This is a genomic window from Bacillus sp. EKM208B, from assembly GCF_011800725.1.
Lineage (GTDB): Bacteria > Bacillota > Bacilli > Bacillales > Bacillaceae > Bacillus > Bacillus velezensis.
In genome coordinates, this window is sequence record NZ_JAANHO010000019.1 from 1 (window position 1) to 16,777 (window position 16,777).

Below are 16,777 nucleotides of genomic sequence, written 5' to 3' on the forward strand. Positions count from 1 at the left end.
GCGCCGATGGTAGTCGGGGGTTTCCCCCTGTGAGAGTAGGACGCCGCCAAGCTATCATTACGGTAAAGGCAGCTCATTATGAGCTGCCTTTTTTGTTTATAAGTATTGCTTCAGGAAATTAGAAACGTAATACGGAAATTTGCGTTCCGTGACCTCTAAGAACCGGCGGATCATTACATAATCATCACTGACATGCTGTGTCAGCAGTTCATACCACCACTCCGTTTCATATCTCGCAATCATCCCGATATTGTAGAGAACCAAATAATGAATAATCATTTCCGGAAGATGCAGGAAGTGATCACGCTGAGAGGGAATGTAATATTGGTTTTTCTCCAAGTGAAACAATAAATTTGGTGAAGACCAAGGTTCTCTGTCTATCGGGTCAGCCTCAAAAACCAAGTGGTTATGGTCTTTCCTCAGAAAAGACCACTTCAAATGATGGCTGATATATTCAGCAAAGCGGGAATCAGACATATTGTAATGAATCACCGCATGCTCAGGCACTGAAATAAGGTCATCTTTCAGCTCTACTCGGGTCAGCCAATTCTTTTTCTCTTGGAAGTAAAAGACAGTATGCAATTCAGGAATGGCTGTCAGCAATTTCTTCATCGTATACCGTTCCTCCTCAAGACCAGCTATTCCGAATAAGTGCTTCATTACATGAATACATAAGCCATTGCGCTGCACCTTCACTTCATCATCCCTAAAGGAGTAATTTTGCTTTTTGCGTTTCCGGGCAGTCACGCCATGCGCGAGTACTGAGGCATGGCTTGGGTAGCTTGGATCTGTGGTCAGAAGACAGGCTTTCAGCAATTGTGACATCCCGTAAAACAACAGAATAGGCTTAATTTCTAAAGGGGAAAGAGATGCCTGCTTATAAAAGGACTCGGCGTGTTTGATAAAGAATATGAAGCGCTCACTGTTCTTAAACGCATATCGTTTTGCTTCTTCCATGCCGCTTACTGTATAGACTTTATTTAGAAATTTCTGGGAAGATTCTACGGAATAAAATAATGATAACTCTTTCCACTCATGATCTCTCATACGTATTTTTAAACCCTTTCCTTTATCTAAATATTTCAACTCTTTTTCGCTTCCTTGACATGCTGTTTTCTAGTTGATAATCTACATATAATATTTTGCCGAAAAGAGGGGGATTTACTAATGTGGGAAAGTAAATTTTCAAAAGAAGGCTTAACGTTCGATGATGTACTGCTCGTACCGGCTCAATCAGACGTACTTCCGCGTGATGTGGATTTATCTGTTGAACTGACAAAGACGTTAAAGCTTAATATTCCTGTCATCAGTGCGGGAATGGATACAGTAACAGAATCAGCTATGGCGATTGCGATGGCCAGACAGGGCGGCTTGGGCATTATCCATAAAAACATGTCCATCGAACAGCAGGCTGAACATGTTGACAAAGTCAAACGTTCTGAACGGGGCGTTATTACAAATCCCTTCTTTTTAACACCAGATCATCAAGTATTCGATGCGGAGCATTTGATGGGGAAATACAGAATTTCCGGTGTTCCGATCGTAGATAATAAAGACGATCAAAAGCTTGTCGGTATCATTACAAACCGTGATCTTCGCTTTATCTCTGATTATTCAATGAAAATCAGTGATGTCATGACAAAAGAAGAGCTGGTTACGGCTCCTGTGGGAACCACATTAGACGAAGCAGAAAAAATCTTACAGAAACATAAAATTGAAAAACTTCCGTTAGTGGATGACCAAAACAAATTAAAAGGTCTTATCACGATCAAAGATATTGAAAAGGTTATCGAATTCCCGAATTCATCTAAAGATGAACACGGACGCCTTATTGTCGGCGCTGCGGTAGGCGTGACAGGCGATACAATGACACGCGTCAGCAAGCTTGTTGAAGCGAATGTCGACGTTATCGTGGTTGATACGGCTCACGGACATTCCAGAGGCGTACTGAACACAGTTGCGAAAATCCGTGAAACATATCCTGAACTGAACATTATCGCGGGAAATGTTGCAACGGCTGAAGCGACAAAAGCTCTGATTGAAGCCGGAGCAAATATTGTCAAAGTGGGAATCGGACCTGGTTCTATCTGTACGACACGCGTCGTTGCAGGTGTAGGCGTACCGCAGATCACTGCCATTTATGATTGTGCCACTGAAGCGAGAAAACACGGCGCGACAATTATCGCAGACGGCGGTATTAAATTCTCAGGAGATATTACGAAAGCGTTGGCTTCAGGCGGACATGCCGTAATGCTCGGAAGCCTGCTTGCCGGTACTTCAGAAAGCCCGGGAGAGACTGAAATCTATCAGGGCAGAAGATTTAAAGTGTATCGCGGTATGGGATCTGTCGCTGCCATGGAAAAAGGCAGTAAAGACCGATATTTCCAAGAAGAAAATAAGAAATTCGTCCCTGAAGGTATCGAAGGACGGACTCCGTACAAAGGTCCTGTAGAAGAAACAGTGTATCAGCTTGTCGGCGGTCTTCGTTCAGGTATGGGATATTGCGGTTCAAAAGACTTGCGTGCTTTAAGAGAAGAGGCTCAATTCATCCGTATGACAGGTGCCGGTCTTCGCGAAAGTCATCCGCATGATGTCCAAATTACGAAAGAATCACCAAACTACACAATCTCATAATTGTTACAAATAAAAAACATTTGACAGGGTCGCTGACTCTGTCTATTTTTTTTATATCGAGTGTGATAAAATTTATACTGTTGTGTTTTGAATTTGAATATGTCCTTAACGGCTTAATTATAGATTTAAAATGAATGACGGAGGTCGTAAGATTGAACATCACGAAATGGAAACAGCTGTTGGTGTCATTAGTGGTACTGGCACTGGCCGCAACTTGCTTTGTTCCGATGTCTAAAGCGGAGGCAGCCGGCAATGACCCGATTGATGTCAACGCATCAGCTGCGATAATGATTGAGGCTTCATCGGGAAAAATTTTATACAGTAAAAATGCAGACAAAAGACTGCCGATTGCCAGCATGACAAAAATGATGACTGAATATCTGCTTCTGGAAGCCATTAAAGAAGGAAAAGTGAAATGGGATCAAACGTATACTCCTGATGATTATGTCTATGAAATTTCTCAAGACAACAGTTTATCAAACGTCCCCCTTCGAAAAGACGGCAAATACACGGTTAAAGAACTGTATCAGGCTATGGCGATTTACTCTGCCAACGGAGCCGCGATTGCAGTTGCCGAAATTCTTGCCGGAACTGAAACGAAATTTGTCGCTGAAATGAATGCGAAAGCCAAAGAATTAGGTATGACAAACTATGATTTTAAAAATGCCACAGGGCTTGTGAATGAAGACCTTCACGGCAAGCAGCCGCAAGGAGAAGGCGTTAAAGAAGAAAGTGAAGTTTCTGCTAAAGACATGGCGCTTCTTGCAGACCGCCTGATCACTGATTATCCGGAAGTTCTCAAAACAACAAGCATTGCTAAGACGAAATTCAGAGCCGGCACTGATGATGAAATGGACATGCCGAACTGGAACTTCATGTTAAAAGGTCTTGTTTCTGAATACCCTGGCGTTGACGGCTTAAAAACGGGTTCTACTGATTCTGCGGGATCTTGTTTTACAAGCACAGCACAGCGGAACGGAATGCGGGTCATCACCGTTGTATTAAACGCTAAAGGCAACCTGCATACCGGACGTTTTGATGAAACGAAAAAAATGCTCGATTACGCATTTAACAGCAATTTCTCAATGAAAGATCTTTACCCTGAAGGCTCTCAAGTAAAAGGGCACAAAACGATTGACGTTGAAAAAGGGAAAGACAAGCAAGTCGATATTGTTACTGACAAGGCGCTTTCTATTCCTGTGAAAAGCGGGGATGAAAAGAACTATAAAGCCGAAGTGACTTTAGATAAAAAAGAAATCACGGCTCCTGTGAAAAAGGGAACGAAAGTCGGAACGCTGACAGTTACATACAAAGGCAGTGACAAAGACTATGGCTTCCTCAAATCCAAAGAGTTCAGCGTGAATCTAGTAACGAAAAATGATGTAGATAAAGCAAACTGGTTTGTTCAGATGATGCGCGGCATCGGCGGCTTCTTCTCCGGAATCTGGAACAGCGCCGTTGACACGGTAACAGGCTGGTTTTAAGAAATAAGAAAGAGCTCTGATGAAAGTTAGGGCTCTTTTGCTTAATATACTGAAAAAACCAAATTATTAGTAAAAAAATGATATCTATCTTATTCATCTCGCTGTAAAATAAGAATACCCATATGAAATATTGTATTTCTGGGATACAATAAGAGATGGAAATTATCTAACTATACATTGACTAGGGGGACCAAATAATGGCTCAAACAGGTACTGATCGTGTAAAACGCGGCATGGCGGAAATGCAAAAAGGCGGCGTCATCATGGACGTTGTAAATGCTGAACAAGCGAAGATTGCGGAAGAGGCGGGAGCTGTTGCCGTAATGGCGTTAGAACGCGTTCCGGCTGATATTCGCGCTGCCGGCGGTGTTGCCCGCATGGCTGATCCGACAATCGTTGAAGAAGTAATGAATGCTGTATCCATTCCCGTAATGGCAAAAGCGCGTATCGGACATATCGTTGAAGCGCGTGTCCTTGAAGCAATGGGAGTAGATTACATCGATGAAAGTGAAGTTCTGACTCCGGCTGACGAAGAATTTCATTTAAATAAAAATGAATATACAGTCCCGTTCGTATGCGGCTGCCGTGATCTCGGCGAAGCAACGCGCCGTATCGCCGAAGGAGCTTCCATGCTTCGTACAAAAGGCGAACCGGGAACAGGAAACATTGTGGAAGCTGTCCGCCATATGAGAAAAGTAAACGCGCAAGTGCGCAAAGTTGTTGCGATGAGCGATGATGAGCTGATGACTGAAGCTAAGAACCTCGGCGCTCCTTATGAACTGCTTCTTCAAATCAAGCGTGACGGCAAACTGCCTGTAGTGAACTTTGCTGCCGGCGGAGTAGCGACGCCTGCTGACGCGGCATTGATGATGCAGCTTGGCGCTGACGGCGTATTTGTCGGTTCAGGTATTTTCAAATCAGACAACCCTGCTAAATTCGCCAAAGCAATTGTTGAAGCAACGACTCATTACACAGACTACAAACTGATCGCTGAGCTTTCTAAAGAATTAGGCACAGCAATGAAAGGAATCGAAATCTCAAATCTATTGCCGGAACAGCGTATGCAAGAACGCGGCTGGTAAAACCATAGGAGAGCTGGAAGCATGTTAACAATTGGTGTACTTGGACTTCAAGGAGCAGTAAGAGAACATATTCGTTCAATTGAAGCATGTGGTTCAAAAGGTGTCGTCATTAAGCGTCCTGAACAGCTGAATGACATCGACGGCTTAATCCTGCCGGGCGGGGAAAGCACGACGATGCGGCGTTTAATGGATACGTATCATTTTATGGAGCCGCTTCGCGAGTTTGCCGCCCAAGGCAAGCCGATGTTCGGCACATGCGCCGGTCTGATTATCTTAGCCAAAGAGATAGCGGGAACGGATAACGCTCATTTAGGGCTGTTGAACGTTGTCGTCGAGCGTAATTCCTTTGGCCGTCAGGTCGACAGCTTTGAAGCTGATCTGACGATTAAAGGCCTTGATGAGCCGTTTACGGGTGTATTTATTCGCGCGCCGCATATTTTAGAAGCCGGAGAAGATGTTGAAGTGCTTTGTGAACATAACGGACGCATCGTGGCTGCAAAGCAGGGGAATTTCCTCGGCTGTTCGTTCCATCCTGAACTGACGGATGATCACCGGGTGACAGAGCTGTTTGTGAAGATGGCGGAAAAGCATAAGCAGGAAACAGCTGTATAAAACAGTTGAAAACCGCTGATACTTATAGTACATTATAAACACAAATAAAGATCGAAAAGCGTTGACAGGAAGCAGTAGGGAGCCTCTCTTTCAAAGAGAGCCGATGGGTGGTGCGAATCGGTGAAAGATGCTGTCCGAATCCGTCCTTGAGCGAAATGCTGAAAACAAGTAGGCATTTACGGGAAAACCGTTATGTGTTAAAGCGGGAAGCAAGTGTGAGCTTGTTTTCAATCAGGGTGGCAACGCGAGAGCTCTCGTCCCTTTTAGGGGATGAGGGCTCTTTTTTATTTTCGATAAAAACAGATAGGAGTTGTTAGGCATGATTGATACGAAGGTGCTGAGAGCCAATTTTCAAGAGGTAAAAGCGAAGCTCATTCCAAAAGGCGAAGACTTATCTGACTTTGATAAGTTTGAAGAGCTGGACGAAAAGAGAAGAGAGCTTATCGGTAAAGTAGAAGAACTGAAGGGAAAACGCAATGAAGTGTCTCAGCAGGTCGCCGTTTTGAAACGGGAGAAAAAAGACGCTGATCATATTATTAAAGAGATGCGTGAAGTGGGCGAAGAAATTAAGAAGCTTGATGAAGAGCTTCGTACTGTCGAAACGACGCTCGAAACCATCCTTCTGTCTATTCCGAACATCCCGCACGATTCAGTGCCCGTCGGGGAAACGGAAGATGATAACATTGAAATTCGCAAGTGGGGAGAGGCGCCGGCATTTTCATATGAGCCGAAACCGCATTGGGATATCGCAGACCATTTAAACATTCTTGATTTTGAACGCGCTTCAAAAGTAACAGGCAGCCGGTTTGTGTTTTATAAAGGATTAGGCGCCCGCCTCGAACGCGCGCTCTACAACTTTATGCTGGATCTTCACGTTGATGAATATGATTACACGGAAGTCATTCCTCCTTATATGGTAAACCGTACGAGCATGACAGGTACGGGACAGCTTCCTAAATTTGAAGAGGATGCTTTTAAAATCAGAGAAGAGGATTATTTCTTAATTCCGACGGCGGAAGTGCCGATTACAAATATGCACCGCGATGAAATCTTATCCGGTGAGAACCTGCCGATCAATTATGCCGCATTCAGCGCTTGCTTCCGTTCAGAAGCGGGATCTGCCGGCCGTGATACACGCGGTTTGATCCGCCAGCATCAGTTCAACAAGGTTGAGCTTGTGAAATTCGTGAAGCCTGAAGATTCTTATGAGGAGCTTGAAAAACTGACAAATCAAGCCGAGCGGGTGCTTCAGCTGCTCGAACTGCCGTATCGTGTCATGAGCATGTGTACCGGTGATCTCGGCTTTACAGCCGCGAAAAAGTACGATATTGAGGTATGGATTCCAAGCCAAGACACATACCGTGAAATTTCTTCTTGCAGTAACTTTGAGGCCTTCCAGGCGAGACGCGCAAACATTCGATTCAGACGCGAAGCGAAAGGCAAGCCGGAGCATGTGCATACATTAAACGGTTCAGGTCTTGCAGTCGGCAGAACAGTAGCTGCCATCTTAGAAAACTATCAGCAAGAGGACGGAAGTGTCATTATTCCGAAAGTGCTTCGTCCTTATATGGGAAATAAAGAAGTCATCAAACCGTAAAAGGTGCGCCCTAGAGGCGCGCCTTTTTTGCTGCCCGGTATAGAGCGGCGGCATTCCGGGCTGTGCTTTCAAGGTTAAAACGGCCGGATGCTAAGGCGTCTTCAAGACTTACAGCACCCGGCACGATAGAAAATACAGCTGTTATTCCTGCGCTGTAAACATGCTCGAAATTTTTGCCTAAGGAGCCCGCCAATGCGATAACGGGAATTTCTTGAGCAGATGCGCGTGCGGCGATCCCGGCGGGGGTTTTGCCGAATATCGTTTGTCCGTCTATCTGCCCCTCTCCGGTAATGACAAGGTCAGCGCCTCTTATCTGATCTGAGAAGGACAGTGTATCTAATACAACATCAATCCCGCTTTGAAGTTCTGCCTGTAAGAAAGCGATCAGTCCGGCGCCGAGTCCTCCTGCGGCGCCCGCGCCTTTTACGGTATCCGCTTCAATATCGTGCTGACGTCTCAATACGTCAGCGAAATGGCGTAAATTGCGATCCAATACAACTTTAGTCTTCTCGGACGCCCCTTTTTGCGGGCCGAAGACATATGACGCGCCGTTTTCACCGGTCAGAGGATTTTCGACATCACATGCGGCGCGAAAACGGATATGTATCAGATCAGGAGAGAGACCGCTTATATCAATAGAAGCTAGGGTGTGCAGAGCGCCTCCGCCGTCAGGTATCTCCTGACCTTCCTCATTTAAGAAACGCACACCGAGCGCGCTCGCCATTCCTGTTCCGCCGTCATTGGTTGCGCTCCCGCCAAGACCGATGATGATCTCACCCGCCCCGCGGGAAGCTGCATCTGCTATCAGTTCACCCGTTCCTCTTGTCGTTGTGTGCAATGGATCTCTGAGATGGCGGGGAACGAGATGAAGTCCCGATGCTTCCGCCATTTCAATGACTGCCGTGCGTCCGTCTCCCAGAAGTCCATATGCGGCGTTTACCGGCGTTCCCAGCGGACCGGTCACAGTTTTTTTGATGATGCTTCCGCCAGTGGCATCCGTCAAAGCCTGAACGGTTCCTTCTCCGCCGTCGGCCGCGGGTATCTTGATATATTCCGCGTCAGGGAAGACCGCTTTGAATCCTTTTTCTATGCTGTCAGCGGCTTCTTTTGATGTCATGCTTTCTTTGAAAGAATCGGGTGCAATGATGATTTTCATTATGTTCTCCACCTTTATGAGCAGGTTATCTGTTTGAAGCTATTCTTGATTTTTACTGTGTTTTCCTGCCCGTATGGCATACTGAGGTTGAATTGGACGCAAGACTTTTGTATGATAGTAAAGCTGACGGACAAGCCGTTTAAGAAATGAAATAAAAAATATGAAAAAGCGCTTGACTGAAATTTAGGTCATGTGGTATATTATTAAATGTCGATACGGAGGAATACCCAAGTCTGGCTGAAGGGATCGGTCTTGAAAACCGACAGGGGTGTCAAAGCCCGCGGGGGTTCGAATCCCTCTTCCTCCGCCATATTGATTTTAAACCTAATGAAACTCGAGCATATATTGGAGATTGTTTTGTCCGCTGCATGTGATGCAGCGGATTTTTTATATGCAAAAAAAGCGATTTTCTCTGTTCGGGGGAAAATCGCTTTGCTATTTTTATTTGTTTCTGTTTTCGTTGATCACGTGACTGATTTTTTCGATCAAAGGTTCCAGTGACTGTTCATCAGCTTCAAGGTCATAATCTTCAATGCGTACTTTCAGCACAGGGCAGGCGTTAAAACCGCTGATCCAGTCTTCGTACCGTGTATACATCTCTTCCCAATAGGAGCGGTTTGTCTGCAGCTCCATCTCGCGGCCCCGCTTTTCAATCCGGTTTATAATGTTTTCAAGGTCGCCTTCTAAATAGATCAAAACATCAGGATGCGGGAAGTACGGCGTCATGACCATCGCCTCAAATAGGCTTGTGTATGTTGTGTAATCTGTCAGCGACATGGTTCCTTTATCGGCATGCATTTTTGCGAATATGCCTGTATCTTCATAAATCGAACGGTCCTGCACGAATCCGCCGCCTGATTCAAACATATTTTTCTGCTCTTTGAACCGCTCAGCCAGAAAATAAATTTGCAAATGGAAGCTCCAGCGTTCAAAATCGTGATAAAACTTCTCTAAATAAGGATTTTCATCCACTTCCTCGAGTGAGGTAGAAAACCCGAGCCGTTTTGCTAAAGCTTTGGTCAAAGTCGATTTTCCGACTCCTACTGTTCCCGCTACTGTTATAATGGCGTTGTTTGGAATATGAATGTCTTTCATTTAATAAGCTCCTTTACCTGACGGGCAATTCTTTCATAGTCTGTCTTATTCAAAACAAAGTCTTCAGTATCACCGTCAATGGTCAGTACAGATATATTCGGATCTTCTTCCTGAAGCTGTCTGATGGCTGTGTCGTAATCTGCAATGAGACGTTCCAGATATTGATGTTCGATATTTTTCTCAAATGGGCGCCCGCGTTTTTCAATGCGTTGAAGCAATGTCGGCAGGCTTGCCTTTATGTATACAATAACATTCGGTTTCGGCAGGTCGTGAGTGAGCAGATGATAAATCTGCTTATATTTCTCAAGCTTTTGGCCGTGCAATGTACGCTCTGCGAAAATAACATTTTTATAAATATGATAATCGGACAAAACGGGCTGTCCTTGTTCTAAATAATCTCGATCGGTGTCTTCAAGCTGTTTATACCTGTGACATAGAAAAAACATTTCAAGCTGGAAACTCCACTCCTCGATATTGTCATAAAACTTATCGAGATAAGGATTGTCTTCCACAATCTCATTAATCATAGGAAAACCGAGCTCTTCAGAAAGCATCGTAGCGAGTGTCGTTTTTCCTGCCCCGATAGGACCTTCTACCGCGATAAAAGGGGCTCTGTTCATTGAAAATCCTCCTTAATTCTGCAAACATCCGTCAGCTGCCGGCCTATATATTGTATCACACTCTCAGAAAAGCCCATGAAAAAAGACGCTTCCAATTAACGAAACGTCTCTTTTACAATATGAAATTGATCGTTGAGCAAAAGCCAGTTTTGCGGGAAAGAAAGGCCGAGTTTCCAATAGCTGATCCCTCTTAAATGCAGTTCTTTAATTAAATTGAATTTCGCTTGAATGGACCGGGCATCTTCAAACCATACTTCATGCCGTCTCTGATTTTCATCCGTGTAACGAAAGAATGGAGCCTGGGCGGTTTCGTCATATTGAATGTCGACTTTATGGCGTGCTGCCAGAGCGATTGCCTGCTGAGGACTGACGGCTTTCGCTGTCGTTCCCTGTTTGAAAGGCAGTGTCCAATCGTAGCCGTACATATTCTGGCCCATGACGATTTTTGAAGAAGGCATTTCCGTCAGCGCGTACTCAATGACATTTCTTACAGGGCCGATAGGTGATACGGCCTGAGCCGGGCCTCCGCTGTACCCCCACTCATATGTCATGATCACGACAAAATCGACGATTTCTCCATGTGCCCTATAGTCATGTGCTTCGTACCATTTGCCGGCCTGAGTCGCGCTCGTTTTCGGAGCAAGCGCCGTTGAAATCTTCCAGCCTTCCCGATGAAAAATCGTCCTCGCTTCACGTAAAAAACGATTGTAGGCTTCTCTGTCCTGTGGACGTAAATATTCGAAATCAAAGTGAATATCGCGAAAGCCGTGCTTTTTAGCCGTGGAGACGATTTCCTGAAAAAGTTTTGTTTTCACTGTATTGTCATTCAAGATGAGCCGCCCGAGTTCATCGCTGAATGCGTCATTTTCAAGGTTGGTGATGATCATCATCAGTGTGGTGTTGTGCCTGTCACTGATGCTTTTTAAATTGGTCAGAGGCGGTTCCTTTAAAGTCCCGTTCCGCTGCACTTGAAAACTGAATGCGCCGAGGTATGTTAAATAAGGAGAGGCCTCCCTTGCCGCCTGCTGCAGATTAGCGCTTACGCTCGTTCCCCGCGGTTCTATATATGCGTTTGATTCGATATCGGGCTTATTCGCCTGCTGCGGAATGTAAAGGCGGGTTCCGACTCTCAATGTGGTGCCGGGCTGAATTCCGTTCACCTTCGCAAGCTCCGCGGCCGATATATGAAAACGGCCGGCGATTGACGCGAGAGTATCACCTTGTTTCACTTCGTAATATTGACCCTCAATCGGGATGACAAGGGTTTGTCCGACAACCAATGTATTTGGATTAGGCAGTTTATTTGCTTCCGCAATGACATTTGCGGCTGTCCGGTAGCGCGCCGCAATAGCGGAAAGCGTGTCGCCCCGTTTCACTATATAGATCTGAATGAAAAACGCCTCCTTTCATATCCGCTATTAAATGTATGAAAAAAGGAGGCTGATCATGTTTATTTTTCGGCGGTAATTTGTTTTTCCGTGGTTATTTCTGCGAAGAGAACATTCTCCATCATGGTCAAAGCGAAATCATTGTCTTCGTCGTTATTGGAAGCGGTGCAGTCTTTCGGAATGGTAATGCTGTATTCTCTCATATAGGCGTCGTTGGCCGTGAACAGCACACAAATGTTCCCGGCAATCCCCGTGATAATTAATCGGTTCACTTGTAATTCGGTCAGAAGGGTGTGAAGCGCCGTTTCGTAAAAAGCGGAATGCTTCGGTTTAATGAGAAAATAATCATCCAGCTGAGGCGAAATATCTTTTATAATGGGGGCGCTTCTGTCGTTGCTGCATTCCTCCCTGATGGCATCAATATCAGCCTTCCAAAGCCCGTAATGATCATTAATATAAATAATCGGCCAGTTGCTTTGTTTTGCATGCTTCTTTAATGATAAAATACGGGGGACAATTTGTTTGGTTTTTTCAGCAAGTCGTTCGCCCATATCAAATTGAAAATTGTTAATCATATCGACAATCAGAAGGGCTGTGTTGTTAGGTTCAGACAATACCGGCAACTCCTTTCTGCTGGGGTATTCCTATTTTAACCTTTATGAGACATGAAAAAACTTGAGAAGAGAGCTCGAACCTATGAATGATGAATATTATATGAGAGAAGCCATAAAAGAAGCGAAGAAAGCCGAAGCGAAAGGTGAAGTGCCGATCGGAGCAGTTCTTGTTCTGCACGATGAGATCGTGGCGCGGGCGCATAATCTGCGGGAGACTGAACAGAGGTCGCTTGCCCACGCCGAAATGCTGGCGATAGACGAAGCGTGCCGTAAGCTGGGGACATGGAGACTTGAGGATGCCGTTCTTTATGTCACTTTGGAGCCGTGTCCGATGTGCGCGGGAGCCGTCGTGCTTTCGAGAGTCGATAAGGTCGTATTCGGCGCATTTGATCCCAAGGGGGGCTGTACAGGAACGCTGATGAACCTCTTGCAGGAAGAGCGGTTCAACCACCAAGCGGAAGTGGTGAGCGGAGTGCTCGGAGAAGAGTGCGGAGAAATGCTCAGCGCTTTTTTCAGAAAGCTGCGCCGGCAAAAGAAAGACATGAGGAAAAAGTTGTCTGAGTAGTACGGTTGCATTTTCTGCCTGAAGCAGATATACTTATGTGTGCATCATGAATGGTGCGCATATCAAAATTTGATATTTATTTTGCCGTGCTAAGCGGGGAGGTAGCGGTGCCCTGTACCCGCAATCCGCTCTAGCGGGGCCGAATCCCTTCTCGAGGTTCGTTTACTGTAAGGTCTGCCTTAAGTAAGTGGCGTTGACGTCTGGGTCCTGCGCAATGGGAATTCATGAACCATGTCAGGTCCGGAAGGAAGCAGCATTAAGTGAAACCTCTCATGTGCCGCAGGGTTGCCTGGGCTGAGCTAACTGCTTAAGTAACGCTTAGGGTAGCGAATCGACAGAAGGTGCACGGTAAATCAATCATCAAATTTCAGACTCACCTGTTTATGGCAGGTGAGTTTTTTCGTATATGAAAAACGGGTTTTGGCGTTAAAAGCACGTTCATGTATAATAAACATGATGAATAACAGAGGAGGGCGCATCCTGTGGGTTACCAAGCTTTATATCGAGTATTTAGGCCTCAGCAGTTTGAAGATGTGGTCGGACAGGAACACATTACGAAAACGCTGCAAAATGCCCTTTTGCAAAAGAAATTTTCTCATGCATATCTGTTTTCTGGACCGCGGGGAACGGGAAAAACCAGTGCAGCTAAAATATTTGCGAAAGCAGTCAACTGTGAGCACGCCCCCGTAGAAGAACCGTGCAATGAATGTGCGGCGTGCAAGGGGATCACAAACGGCTCTATATCAGATGTGATTGAAATAGATGCGGCGTCGAATAACGGCGTAGACGAAATCCGCGACATCCGTGACAAAGTAAAATTCGCCCCGTCGGCCGTCACCTACAAAGTATATATTATAGATGAGGTGCATATGCTCTCTATCGGCGCATTCAATGCGCTTCTGAAAACGCTGGAAGAACCGCCGGCACATTGCATTTTCATATTAGCTACGACTGAGCCTCATAAGATTCCTTTAACCATTATCTCCAGATGTCAGCGTTTTGACTTCAAACGGATTACATCCAAAGCAATTGTCGGACGAATGAAGACAATCGTCGATGCAGAGCAGCTGAAGGTGGAAGAAGAAGCCCTTGATATCATAGCGAGTGCTGCGGACGGAGGAATGAGGGACGCGCTGAGCCTGCTCGATCAAGCCGTATCATTCAGCGGCGAGGAGCTGTCGGTGGATGACGCATTGCTCATTACCGGAGCCGTTTCTCAGCACTATATTGGAAAACTGGCATCTGCTCTTCACCGCAAACAGGTTTCCGAGGCATTGGAAACACTGAATGAATTGCTCCAGCAGGGGAAAGATGCGGCCAAACTGATTGAAGATATGATTTTCTATTTCAGGGATATGCTCTTGTACCAGGCCGCTCCCGGTTTAGAAGGAGTCCTGGAAAAGGTGAAGGTCGATGAAACGTTTCGGAATCTGAGCGGTGACATACCGGCCCCCGCTTTATATGAGATGATTGATATCCTGAATAAAAGCCATCAGGAAATGAAGTGGACGAACCACCCAAGAATCTTTTTTGAAGTGGCTGTCGTGAAAATATGCCAGACGGCACAGCAATCCGCCGGAGACATCCCTGAGGTCGGCATGCTGATGAATAAGATCCAGCAGCTTGAGCAGGAAGTAGAAAGGCTGAAAACCTCCGGTGTGAAGGTTCAGATGGAAAGCGCTCCGAAAGAAGCTCCGCGTCCTCAAAAAGGCGGAAAAAGCCATTATAAAGCTCCGGTCGGAAGAATTCATGAGATATTGAAGGAAGCCACAAGGCCTGATCTTGAACAGCTTAAAAGCAGCTGGGGCAAGCTGCTGGCACACCTGAAACAGCAGAATAAGGTGTCTCATGCGGCTCTTTTGAATGACAGTGAACCGGTGGCTGCTGCTCAAAAGGCATTTGTGCTTAAATTTAAATACGAAATCCATTGTAAAATGGTTGCAGAAGACAATAACGGAGTCCGTACGAATCTTGAACAGATTCTCGAATCAATGCTCGGGAAAAGAATGGATTTGATTGGCGTTCCGGAAGCACAATGGGGTAAAATAAGAGAAGAATTTTTAAATGATCACCAGCAGGAAAGTGAAGGATCAAACGAACCGGCTGAAGAAGATCCGCTGATTGCAGAGGCGAAAAAACTTGTCGGATCGGATTTAATCGAAATAAAAGACTAATAAGATGAAAGAGAGTGATTGAATATGCGTGGCGGAATGGGAAACATGCAAAAAATGATGAAACAAATGCAAAAAATGCAAAAGGATATGGCGAAGGCTCAGGAGGAGCTTGCTGAAAAAGTGCTTGAAGGCACAGCGGGCGGCGGTATGGTGACTGTAAAAGTCAACGGCCAAAAAGAAGTTGTAGACGTTGCCATTAAAGAAGAAGTCGTTGATCCGGAAGATATCGAAATGCTTCAGGACCTGGTTCTTGCTGCGACAAACGACGCCCTCAAAAAAGTGGATGACATGACGAATGAGACAATGGGACAATTTACAAAAGGAATGAACATACCGGGTTTATTCTAGGGGGATAAATAAACATGCAGTATCCTGAACCAATATCAAAGCTGATTGACAGCTTTATGAAATTGCCAGGGATCGGACCGAAAACAGCGGTTCGTCTGGCTTTTTTTGTTCTAGGTATGAAAGAAGACACAGTATTGGATTTTGCTAAGGCGCTTGTCAATGCGAAGCGGAATCTGACATATTGCTCAATTTGCGGACATATAACAGATCAGGACCCTTGTTATATATGTGAGGACACAAGGAGGGATAAGTCTGTTATTTGTGTCGTGCAAGACCCTAAGGATGTGATCGCAATGGAGAAAATGAAGGAATATAACGGCCAGTATCATGTTCTTCACGGCGCGATTTCACCAATGGACGGCATCGGCCCGGAGGATATTAAGATTCCGGAGCTGCTGAAACGTCTTCAGGATGATCAAGTGACAGAAGTTATTCTCGCAACCAACCCTAATATTGAAGGGGAAGCAACAGCGATGTATATATCAAGGCTGTTAAAGCCCTCAGGCATCAAGCTCTCCCGTATTGCCCACGGTCTGCCCGTCGGCGGTGATTTGGAATATGCTGATGAGGTCACTCTTTCAAAAGCTCTTGAAGGAAGACGTGAATTGTAAGGGAGGAAAAGGCAAGGCATGGGTTTTCTTCGCAGAAATACATTAAGAAAAGAGTTTGATGAGAAGCTGATAGAACAGCTCTTTAAACAAAAAGAAGAATGGAACAGACAGAAGAGTCTGGTCGAGAAAAGCCTCGAGCCCTCCGCTGAGGTGTTGTTTGAGCTGAAAGTCGCTGAATCTAAGTACTTTTTTTATTTGAAAGAAGCGAAGCAGCGGAATTTGAAAATGAGCAGATGGAAGTAAGAGGTCTATTCTCCGGGATCTTCTCATAAGCTTGTACTAAACAAGCGAGGGGGAAGATTCATGGAGCCTTTTTTCATTATCGGTTTGATTGTCGGTCTGGTTGCTTTGCTTTTTTTATGGGGAGTATCTTCAAAACCGCTAAGATGGATTGGTGTGACTGCCATTAAATTTATTGCCGGCGCGATTCTGTTGGTGGGTGTGAACTTGTTCGGGGGCAGTCTCGGTATTCATATCCCTGTTAACCTGATTACAACGGGCATCAGCGGGATTCTGGGGATTCCCGGCATTGCGGCTTTGATAGTCATTAAACGCTTCATCATTTAATTTGTCGATTATTGTTGACATGTTGGATCAATGGTGGTATTCTAATATACGTCGCTGATGACGAAACGAATTCTTAAAAAGAAATTTTAAAAAGTTATTGACGGCATTGAAGTTGATATGTTACAATAATTAAGTCGCTTCAAGAGCGATGGGCAAAGTTCTTTGAAAACTAAACAAGACAAAACGTACCTGTTAATTCAAAGTTTTAAATAAATCGCACAGCGATGTGC

The 16,777-nt window shown here is 45.2% G+C and carries 17 protein-coding genes, 1 tRNA gene, 1 other RNA gene and 1 other annotated feature; of the genes, 13 read left to right on the forward strand and 6 right to left on the reverse strand.

All coding sequences use genetic code 11. The features are described 5' to 3' along the window. Positions 1-96: 96 nt before the first annotated feature. A complete protein-coding gene (locus G9F75_RS19420) occupies positions 97-1,047 on the reverse strand; it encodes a YaaC family protein (RefSeq protein WP_167409321.1) in 951 nt (316 codons plus the stop codon). 120 nt (positions 1,048-1,167) lie between these two features. Between G9F75_RS19420 and guaB the strand changes: the two genes are divergently transcribed. The 5 genes from guaB (at position 1,168) to serS (ending at position 7,409) form a co-directional block, all read left to right on the forward strand. Then, a complete protein-coding gene (gene guaB / locus G9F75_RS19425; RefSeq protein ID WP_003150717.1) occupies positions 1,168-2,634 on the forward strand; it encodes an IMP dehydrogenase in 1,467 nt (488 codons plus the stop codon). A 152-nt stretch (positions 2,635-2,786) separates the two neighbouring features. Further along, the gene (dacA, locus tag G9F75_RS19430) at positions 2,787-4,118 is read left to right on the forward strand and encodes a D-alanyl-D-alanine carboxypeptidase (protein WP_011996156.1); all 1,332 of its coding nucleotides are present in this window, start codon (positions 2,787-2,789) and stop codon (positions 4,116-4,118) included. A gap of 197 nt (positions 4,119-4,315) precedes the next feature. After that, entirely contained in the window at positions 4,316-5,200 is an 885-nt protein-coding gene (gene pdxS, locus G9F75_RS19435) for a pyridoxal 5'-phosphate synthase lyase subunit PdxS (RefSeq protein WP_003150714.1), read from the forward strand. Positions 5,201-5,221: 21 nt separating this feature from the next. Further along, positions 5,222-5,812, forward strand: a complete 591-nt coding sequence (gene pdxT / locus G9F75_RS19440; RefSeq protein WP_007615126.1) for a pyridoxal 5'-phosphate synthase glutaminase subunit PdxT — start codon at positions 5,222-5,224, stop codon at positions 5,810-5,812. Between the two features lie 52 nt (positions 5,813-5,864). Beyond that, positions 5,865-6,077, forward strand: a binding site (T-box leader). A gap of 54 nt (positions 6,078-6,131) precedes the next feature. Next, positions 6,132-7,409, forward strand: coding sequence for a serine--tRNA ligase (gene serS, locus G9F75_RS19445; protein WP_007408744.1), 1,278 nt, complete (start codon positions 6,132-6,134; stop codon positions 7,407-7,409). 10 nt (positions 7,410-7,419) lie between these two features. On the opposite strand, the gene G9F75_RS19450 is transcribed toward serS, so the two are convergent. Next, on the reverse strand, positions 7,420-8,565 hold the full coding sequence (locus G9F75_RS19450) for a glycerate kinase (RefSeq protein ID WP_109566626.1): 1,146 nt from the start codon (positions 8,563-8,565) through the stop codon (positions 7,420-7,422). A gap of 217 nt (positions 8,566-8,782) precedes the next feature. On the opposite strand from G9F75_RS19450, the gene G9F75_RS19455 reads away from it, so the two are divergent. Next, positions 8,783-8,875: transfer RNA gene (locus tag G9F75_RS19455), tRNA-Ser, on the forward strand. Between the two features lie 131 nt (positions 8,876-9,006). Here G9F75_RS19455 and dck read toward each other — a convergent pair. The 4 genes from dck to G9F75_RS19475 form a co-directional block, all read right to left on the reverse strand. Continuing rightward, positions 9,007-9,660, reverse strand: a complete 654-nt coding sequence (dck, locus tag G9F75_RS19460; protein ID WP_029974845.1) for a deoxyadenosine/deoxycytidine kinase — start codon at positions 9,658-9,660, stop codon at positions 9,007-9,009. Next, a complete protein-coding gene (locus G9F75_RS19465; protein ID WP_021494553.1) occupies positions 9,657-10,280 on the reverse strand; it encodes a deoxynucleoside kinase in 624 nt (207 codons plus the stop codon). The genes dck and G9F75_RS19465 overlap by 4 nt, the downstream gene beginning before the upstream one ends. A gap of 95 nt (positions 10,281-10,375) precedes the next feature. Then, positions 10,376-11,659, reverse strand: a complete 1,284-nt coding sequence (locus tag G9F75_RS19470; protein WP_038461137.1) for a glycoside hydrolase family 18 protein — start codon at positions 11,657-11,659, stop codon at positions 10,376-10,378. 71 nt (positions 11,660-11,730) lie between these two features. Further along, positions 11,731-12,282: a cysteine hydrolase family protein gene (locus tag G9F75_RS19475; protein ID WP_167409322.1), complete on the reverse strand. Its 552-nt coding sequence runs from the start codon at positions 12,280-12,282 to the stop codon at positions 11,731-11,733. 82 nt (positions 12,283-12,364) lie between these two features. Between G9F75_RS19475 and tadA the strand changes: the two genes are divergently transcribed. The 7 genes from tadA to G9F75_RS19510 all read left to right on the forward strand — a co-directional run bounded on the left by tadA (position 12,365) and on the right by G9F75_RS19510 (position 16,547). Further along, the gene (gene tadA / locus G9F75_RS19480; RefSeq protein ID WP_007615141.1) at positions 12,365-12,847 is read left to right on the forward strand and encodes a tRNA adenosine(34) deaminase TadA; all 483 of its coding nucleotides are present in this window, start codon (positions 12,365-12,367) and stop codon (positions 12,845-12,847) included. Between the two features lie 84 nt (positions 12,848-12,931). After that, positions 12,932-13,196: signal recognition particle sRNA large type (gene ffs / locus G9F75_RS19485), an RNA gene on the forward strand. A 133-nt stretch (positions 13,197-13,329) separates the two neighbouring features. Continuing rightward, positions 13,330-15,021: a DNA polymerase III subunit gamma/tau gene (gene dnaX / locus G9F75_RS19490; protein ID WP_167409323.1), complete on the forward strand. Its 1,692-nt coding sequence runs from the start codon at positions 13,330-13,332 to the stop codon at positions 15,019-15,021. Positions 15,022-15,045: 24 nt separating this feature from the next. Continuing rightward, positions 15,046-15,369, forward strand: a complete 324-nt coding sequence (locus tag G9F75_RS19495; RefSeq protein WP_003150700.1) for a YbaB/EbfC family nucleoid-associated protein — start codon at positions 15,046-15,048, stop codon at positions 15,367-15,369. Positions 15,370-15,383: 14 nt separating this feature from the next. After that, the gene (gene recR, locus G9F75_RS19500) at positions 15,384-15,980 is read left to right on the forward strand and encodes a recombination protein RecR (protein WP_003150697.1); all 597 of its coding nucleotides are present in this window, start codon (positions 15,384-15,386) and stop codon (positions 15,978-15,980) included. Between the two features lie 18 nt (positions 15,981-15,998). Beyond that, positions 15,999-16,223, forward strand: coding sequence for a YaaL family protein (locus G9F75_RS19505; protein ID WP_007408755.1), 225 nt, complete (start codon positions 15,999-16,001; stop codon positions 16,221-16,223). A gap of 60 nt (positions 16,224-16,283) precedes the next feature. After that, the gene (locus tag G9F75_RS19510; RefSeq protein ID WP_003150686.1) at positions 16,284-16,547 is read left to right on the forward strand and encodes a pro-sigmaK processing inhibitor BofA family protein; all 264 of its coding nucleotides are present in this window, start codon (positions 16,284-16,286) and stop codon (positions 16,545-16,547) included. Positions 16,548-16,777 lie beyond the last annotated feature (230 nt).